Origin of the sequence: Streptomyces prasinopilosus (genome assembly GCF_001419695.1) — a bacterium.
Lineage (GTDB): Bacteria > Actinomycetota > Actinomycetes > Streptomycetales > Streptomycetaceae > Streptomyces > Streptomyces prasinopilosus.
The window spans coordinates 1-6,929 of record NZ_LIRG01000861.1 but is presented as its reverse complement, the minus strand read 5'-3'; the positions used below and the strand labels follow the sequence as shown (position 1 = coordinate 6,929).

The 6,929-nt window shown below is 74.4% G+C and carries 9 protein-coding genes; 2 read left to right on the top strand and 7 right to left on the bottom strand.

What is annotated here, in order from left to right; translation table 11 throughout:
- Nucleotides 1–478 (bottom strand): hypothetical protein (locus tag AOK18_RS27625; protein WP_055696096.1); only part of this gene is annotated, 478 nt, incomplete at its 3' end.
- Nucleotides 479–759: 281 nt separating this feature from the next.
- Nucleotides 760–1,152 carry a DUF5997 family protein gene (locus tag AOK18_RS27620; protein WP_055572132.1) on the bottom strand — a complete coding sequence of 131 codons (393 nt, stop codon included), beginning with the start codon at nt 1,150–1,152 and terminating at the stop codon, nt 760–762.
- Nucleotides 1,153–1,287: 135 nt separating this feature from the next.
- Here AOK18_RS27620 and AOK18_RS27615 point away from each other — a divergent pair, with 135 nt between their 5' ends.
- Nucleotides 1,288–2,097 carry a LysR family substrate-binding domain-containing protein gene (locus AOK18_RS27615; protein WP_055696095.1) on the top strand — a complete coding sequence of 270 codons (810 nt, stop codon included), beginning with the start codon at nt 1,288–1,290 and terminating at the stop codon, nt 2,095–2,097.
- A gap of 25 nt (nt 2,098–2,122) precedes the next feature.
- Here AOK18_RS27615 and AOK18_RS27610 read toward each other — a convergent pair whose 3' ends face one another.
- From AOK18_RS27610 to AOK18_RS27590, 5 genes are all read right to left on the bottom strand, one after another.
- Nucleotides 2,123–2,872 carry a DUF4142 domain-containing protein gene (locus AOK18_RS27610; RefSeq protein WP_055572130.1) on the bottom strand — a complete coding sequence of 250 codons (750 nt, stop codon included), beginning with the start codon at nt 2,870–2,872 and terminating at the stop codon, nt 2,123–2,125.
- 182 nt (nt 2,873–3,054) lie between these two features.
- Nucleotides 3,055–3,276, bottom strand: coding sequence for a hypothetical protein (locus AOK18_RS34860; protein WP_240503336.1), 222 nt, complete (start codon nt 3,274–3,276; stop codon nt 3,055–3,057).
- A 77-nt stretch (nt 3,277–3,353) separates the two neighbouring features.
- Nucleotides 3,354–3,911, bottom strand: a complete 558-nt coding sequence (locus tag AOK18_RS27600) for a glycoside hydrolase family protein (protein WP_055696093.1) — start codon at nt 3,909–3,911, stop codon at nt 3,354–3,356.
- Between the two features lie 54 nt (nt 3,912–3,965).
- Entirely contained in the window at nt 3,966–4,661 is a 696-nt protein-coding gene (locus AOK18_RS27595) for an HAD family hydrolase (protein WP_055696092.1), read from the bottom strand.
- 91 nt (nt 4,662–4,752) lie between these two features.
- Nucleotides 4,753–5,229, bottom strand: coding sequence for an Lrp/AsnC family transcriptional regulator (locus AOK18_RS27590; RefSeq protein WP_055696091.1), 477 nt, complete (start codon nt 5,227–5,229; stop codon nt 4,753–4,755).
- 338 nt (nt 5,230–5,567) lie between these two features.
- Here AOK18_RS27590 and AOK18_RS27585 point away from each other — a divergent pair.
- Nucleotides 5,568–6,929: FUSC family protein (locus tag AOK18_RS27585; protein ID WP_055696090.1), on the top strand; the 1,362-nt coding region annotated here is incomplete at its 3' end.

The window sequence follows — 6,929 nt, the reverse complement described above, 5'->3', positions numbered from 1 at the left end:
CCGCACGGCCACCACCGCCCCCGCCGGGGCCAGGACCGGCGAGGGCGGTGGTGGCCGTGCGGAGGGCCCGTTCGAGGGGGACGGCGGAGTGCAGGGTGCCGGTGCCGTCCGGGGGGACGAGCCATTCCAGGCGGCCGCCGGGCCGGTACGGCGGCGGCACCGCCACCCAGGAGCCCCGGCCGACGTACCGCACACCGGACCCGATCCACTCGCCGGCCGGGTCGGGCGGCAGGAAGAAGCCGACGCGGTGGGCCGTGACGTCCACCAGGGTGGGGCCGGGCACTCCCGGCGGATCGTGCCACAGGAGGTCCAGGGCGAGCAGTCCGAGCCGGTCGGGAACGCTGAGCACGTCCCAGTAGCGCCCCGCAGCCAGCAGTGCCGTCCCCGTGCCGTGGTCCCAGCGCCGTTTGCACTCGCGGGGATCCCGGGCCGCGGCGGCCAGCCATTCGACGGCCTGTTTCCATCCGGCGTCCTGCATGTCCCACCCCGGGCACGGTCGGCCGCGCCGCCGAGGGCGCGTGCTGGTCCGGGCCGACGGCCTCACGGGCGTGCGCGCCGGCCCGGCGTGCAGCCATGGTGGTAGATATTTCTATGCGCCGGAAGGGGTGCCGCAGACCTGTGTTCCCCCCGTTCCGCGCCGCGCGGCGTTCCGTTCGAACGAGAACACCCCCGAGAGGAGAGCCCGTTCGGGGGTGTTCGACGCCAAGGGGCGTGACGTCGGAGGGACGTCGCGCGAGGGGAGCGGAGGGCGCGCCGCGGTCAGCCGTCGCGCTTCGCGCGCTCCGCGTTCCGCTGCTTGATCCGCTCCGCCTCCTTGCGGACCTCGGCCTGGGTGGCCTGCTCACGCTCCAGCCACTCGGGGCGCTCCTCCCTGAGGGCGTTGATCTGCTCCGTGGTGAGCGGCTCGGTGATCCCGCCGCGGGCGAGACCGGCGATGGAGACCCCCAGCCTCGACGCGACCACGGGGCGGGGGTGCGGGCCGTTGCGCCGCAGCTCCTGCAGCCACGGGGGCGGATCGGCCTGGAGCGCGTTCAGCTCGGCGCGTGAGACGACACCCTCCCGGAACTCGGCGGGGGTGGCCTCGAGGTACACACCCAGTTTCTTCGCCGCGGTCGCGGGCTTCATCGTCTGGGTGTTTTGGTGCGACGTCATGGTGCCCAGGGTATCGACCGTACGCACGACCGCCGACCACCGGCGACGCCGGCGGCCCCCGGGCGCGGCCGTCGGCCGGGCCGGTGGCCGTGACCGGCGGTCACGGCCCGTGGCCACGGACGGTAACCTGGCCGGGTGACAGGATCGGATGCATCCCCGTCGTTCCGGCTCGTGTACGCACCCGGAGTGATGCCCGGCAAGTGGGTGCGCGTCTGGAACGAGCGCCTGCCGGGCGTCCCGCTGACCCTCGTCCAGGCGCCCGCCGCCGAGGCGGGCGGTCTGCTGCTGGCCGGGGACGCCGACGCGGGGCTCGTCCGGCTGCCCGTCGACCGGACGGTGTTCAGCGCGATCCCCCTCTACACCGAGCAGACGGTCGTCGTGGTGCCCAGGGACCACCTCGTGACGGCGGTCGACGAGGTGTCCCCGGAGGACCTGGCCGACGAGATCGTGCTGCACCCCCTCGACGACGTCCTCGCCTGGGAGACCCTGCCCGGCAGGCCCGCCCTCGAACGTCCCGCGACCACCGCCGACGCCGTCGAACTCGTCGCGGCCGGGATCGGCGTGCTCGTCGTGCCGCTGTCCCTGGCGCGGCTGCACCACCGCAAGGACCTCACCCACCGGCCGCTCAGGGACGCCCCCGAGTCCGGTGTGGCGCTGGCGTGGCCCGAGGCCGCGACCACCGACCTGGTGGAGGACTTCATCGGGATCGTCCGCGGCCGGACCGTCAACAGCACCCGGGGCCGCACCCGGCCGCCCTCCTCCGCGCAGGAGAAGCGGGAGAAGCCCGGCCGCGCCGCCGGCAAGGGCGCGGGGAAGCCCGCCGCCCGGCGGCAGCAGGCGGCGGGCGGCGGGCAGCGCCGGGGCGGCGGCGGGACGGCGAAGAAGAAGGGCACCGGCGGCACACCGAAGAACCCGCGCCGGGGCACGCCCCGCCGCGGGTCCTGACGTCCGGCTCCCGGCGACCGGGCCCCTACTTCACCGTCGCACCCGGGGTCGGCGCCGGGGAGACCGTATTGAGGTCCTTCAGTTCCTCCGGGATCTCGAGCACCAGCACCGGGGCGCCCGCCGGCGGGGCCGGCGGCGTCACTTCCTCCCGGGGCATCTTGGGCGGGCTGGTCTGCTGGAAGTTGACCTGCTCATGATTGACCAGCCCGGTCTTCTCCAGGACCGTGATGTGGTCGAGCACCGTGTCGTTGGCCTGGTCGGCCAGCTGCCGCACCAGGGTGTTCCTGGTATTGGCCCGGACCTTGGCGATCGTCGAGAAGATCTGGCCGTGCGTCACCCTCATGATGTTCACGGCCGTGGTGTCGAACTCCTTGTCGTTGGTCGACTTGATGGTCTCCACGAACTGCTGCTGCTGGGGCGAGGCCTGGTTGGGCAGGGTGATGCCCAGTTCGAGGGAGATTCTGCGGCAGCTCTCGTCGAGTCGTCCGTGCCCGACGACCAGGTGCTCTCCCGCCTCCTTCATCTCCGGGGTCGTCCCCCGCTCCATCGCCAGCAGGCCCAGGGGGTGCTCCCACAGCCCGGCCGCACGCACCTTGACCACGAAGTCGCGGTCGGCCTCGGTCAGCTGGCCGTACTGCGTGTTGGCGACGACCCGGTCCTGGGTGCTCGATGTGTTCTGCACGCCCAGCATGGTGGGGTAGGCGAGCGCGGTGAGGGTGAGAACCATGGCTCCGCCCACGAACGCGGTTCCTGCCGTGCTGCGCGAGATGCGCATCGTTCCTCCTGGTGTATCAACAGCCCAACACCAGTGAGTACGGATGGAAGCGGCAGGACAGTCACCGTTCCGGAAGAAATCTTCTGCGGGGACGCGGCGGCGTCCCCGCCGGTGCTTCCGCGGGGGCACCCGGCGGCGGCGACCGGTGCGGCCGTCCGGCGCCGGATGCCCCTTTCGCGGCCTCAAGGCGCGTACGAGGCGTTCCGTGCCGTCCGCACCGCCCTGTCTCCGTCCGCTCCGCCCAGCAGGCCGGCGGACACCCGGGCGGAGACCGTCGCCCGCCCCCGTGCGGCCAGCGCGCTCCTGCCGCCGAAGGGGGCTCTCTCCCGGATCTCGTCCAGCAGGGTGACGCCGTCGTCCCGGGCGGGGTCGGCGACGCCGGAGTCGGAGGTGCCGAAGATCACACGCGGCTCCGAGCGCCGGAAGCAGACGTGCACCGGGTCCTCGGTCCCTTCGGCGAAGGGCGCGAACCCGACGCCGTTCAGCGTGTGGTGCAGCGGCTTCCGGGGGACCGGGTCGAACGAGGGGGCAGCAGGTCCCCGGAGAGGCCGGCGTTGCCGCACGGCGCGCACCGCAGGAGTCCGGCCGACGGGCGGCGGGCGACCAGGTCGACCGGGCCGAGGAACAGGGTCTGCAGCGCGGGGTCGTCCAGCGCCCGTTCCACCCTCGGCCGGAACGGGACCGGGACCCGCACGGCGTCGCCGGCCCGCCAGGCCCGGGAGACGCCGAAGTAACCGCCGGGAACCGGGATCCCCGGCACCGCACGCCCGTTGACGGTCACCCGGAAGCCGGCGGTCGCCCACGACGGCACGCGCGGCAGCAGGGTGAACGGGGCGGGACCGCCCCGAGGGCGAGCGTGCTGCCCTGCTCCCGGGGGGAAGCGGGTGGTCTGGGCGAGGGTGGCGCCCCTGGCCTGGCGGCCCGGGTGAGTTCGGAGGGGCTGTGGGGGGTCGACGCACAGGGCGCTCGCGTCGGCCTTCGCGCAGTACACCGAGTCCTGGTACTTCGTGACGCTCTCCGGGCCGGTGCCTCGCAGCACGGCGTGCCCTTGCCCGCCGGTCCGGCCGGGTGCCGGCCGGACCGGCCGGGGCCGTCAGGCCGCCCGGGCCGAGCGGGTCAGCCACTCGTGTGCGTCCCGCGCCGTGAACTCCCGCTGTCCGCCGCGCAGCAGCAGCGCGGCGGCGGCGAACTCCGGGGCGTCGGCCTGCGCCGCGACGTACGGAACCGCGATGCAGCGCATCCCCGCGGCGTGCGCCGCGGCGACGCCCGGGGCGGCGTCCTCCAGCACCACGCAGTCGGCGGGGTCCGCCCCGAGCCGACGGGCCGCCTCCAGGAAGACGTCGGGAGCGGGCTTGCCGCGCGGCACCTCCTCCGCCGAGACGACCGTACGCAGATGGGCGTCCAGGCCCGTGCCGGCCAGGATCGCCCCGATCGCCTCGGGCGAGGAACCGGAGGCCACGGCCATCGGCACGCCCTCGGCGGCCAGCAGCTCCACGAACCGGCGCATCTCGGGGTACACCCGCGTCGAGGCGCGGGCCAGCCGGAGGTAGTGGCCGTTCTTGACCTCCAGCAGGTCCTCCACCGAGGCCCGGAGACCGTACCGCCCCCGCCAGTCGGTAACCGTCTCCCGGGTGCTGACCCCCACGTAGCGCTCGTGCTCGGCCCAGGAGAAGTCCGGCACGCCGTGTTCGGCGAGGGTCAGCCGGCCCGCCTCGTAGTAGTTCGGCTCGCTGTCCACGAGCGTTCCGTCGAGATCGAAGAGGACCGAGAGTGCGTCCAGAGTGCTCATGGGGCCCAGGATGCCAAGCTCCGGACGGCGGGAGGACACCAGGAGGGGGAGGACACCAGAAGGGGGAGGAGACCGGAAGCGGGGGAGGCCCCTAAGGGCGAGTCGCCCGGCCGACCGACTCCACCAGCGGCAGCAGCCGGTGCGGGACCCGCTCGCGCAGGGCCACCTCGGTGCGGGTGCGGACCACGCCGGGCAGGTTGATCAGCTTCTGGACCACGTCCTCGAGGTGGGCGTTGTCCCGCGCCACGACCCGGGTCAGCAGATCTCCGTCACCGGTGATCGAGAACGCCTCGACGATCTCCGGCACGGCGGCCAGTCCGTCGCCGACCTCGTCCAGATGTCCCTGCGTGACCTCGATGTGCACGAACGCCAGCACGGGATGCCCCAGCGCGGCGGGGGAGAGGGCCGGACCCGTCCCGGTGATCACTCCCTCGCGCTCCATCCGGTCGAGGCGGGCCTGGAGGGTGCCGCGCGCGATCCCGAGGACCCGGGCGTACTCCCGCACGCTGGTGCGCGGCTGCTCCAGCAGCAACCGCAGGATGCGGGTGTCCAGTTCGTCCACGGCCACGGTGCCCGGCCTCCTGTCCTGCGGTTCACCGCTCGGCTCCCACGGGTCCGCCACTCGCCGCGCCGACCCGCCGACCGGCGGTCGGTGATCGTTTCCGACTGTACCAACGGCCGGCCGCCCGGCCGGACCGCTGGGCCACCCCTCATCGGCCGTTGGCACTCCACCGGCCGCTCGAAGGCGACGTCTACTGGGCCATTGGATCAGGCTCGGGAGGGTGAGTTGAGCCAGTGGCGGCCGGGGTGCTGCAATGGACGCATCGATGGCGCTGCGGACTCCGCGGCGCCTTTCTCGTGCGAGGGCGCGACCGCGCCTGTCATGGATCCGAGGGGCGGCCGACTGTGCTGAAGAGGGTGTTCACGGCTCCGGACCCGGGCCGGGTACGGCTGCGCTTCGCCACGCGGGCCGTGCTCGGCATCGGTCTCGCGGTCGCCGTGTGCGGCCTGGCCGGACACTCGCTCGCCGGTGTCGTCACCGGGGGACTCGCCGCCCTCCTGGCCCTCTTCACCGTCACCGACCCCACCGTCCGCGGGCAGGCGCTCACCACGGCTCTGCTGCCCGTCGTCGGACTGCCCGTCCTCACCGCCGCGGTCTGGCTGCACGACCGTCCGGCGGTCCGGGACCTCGCCGTCCTCGCCGTGGTCGGACTGGGCGTGTACGCGCGGCGCTGGGGCCCGCGCGGGCACAGTCTCGGCGTGTTCGCGTTCATGACCTGCTTCGCGGCGCAGTTCCTGCGGGCGACCGCGGACCAGCTGCCCGAGCTGTACGCCTCCGTCCTGCTGTCCGTGCTCGCCGCCGCCGTGGTGCGCTTCGGACTGTGGTGCTACGAGACCCGCCTGCCGCCCGCGGTGGTGCCCGCCGCGCCCGGCGGCACCGGCCTGGCCCGCGTCACCACCCGCCAGGCCGTGCAGGCGACGGCCGGCGCCGGCTTCGCGCTCGTCGTGGGCCAGCTGGTGTCCGGCGAGCGCTGGTACTGGGCCGTCGGCGCCACCTGGTGGGTCTTCGTCAACACCGCCTCGCGCGGCGAGACCCTGGTCCGGAGTTTCCGGCGGGTCCTGGGCACGGTCCTCGGTATCGGCCTGGGACTGCTCGTCGCGATCCCCGCCCAGGGCGACGGAGTCGCCACGGCGCTGGTCGTCCTGGTCTCCGTTTTCGGCATCTTCTACACGGCCGCCGTCTCCTACACCTGGATGATGCTCTGGGTGACGCTGCTCGCCGCCGCGCTCTACGGCCTCCTGGGCGTGCTCGATGCCGGGCTGCTGGCCCTGCGGGCGGTGGAGACCGGCGTGGGGGCACTCGGCGCCGGCCTGGCCGTGGCCCTCGTCCTGCCCGTCACCACCCACGACGTCACCGGCGCCCGGATCCAGCAAGCCCTGCGCTGCGTCCACGCGTGCACCGCGCAGGCGGCCGCGCGGCTGGCGGGGACCGAGGGCGCCGACCCGGCGCCGAAGGTGGCCGAGCTGGAGCAGCTGCTCGCCGGGGTGCGGCTCTCGGTCGCCCCGCTCGTCCATCCGCTGAACCCCGTGCTCGGCCGCAAGCGGCGCGCCCGCGCGGTGCTGGCACTGCTGGACGACTGCGCCCGGGAGATCCGGGGCCTCGCCCTCGTCGCCGCCGACCCGGAGGCCTCCCACGACGACCGCCTGGCCGCCGCGTGCCGGCGGGTGGAGAGGGCGGTCGAGGCGCTCACCGGCGGCGGGGGCGAC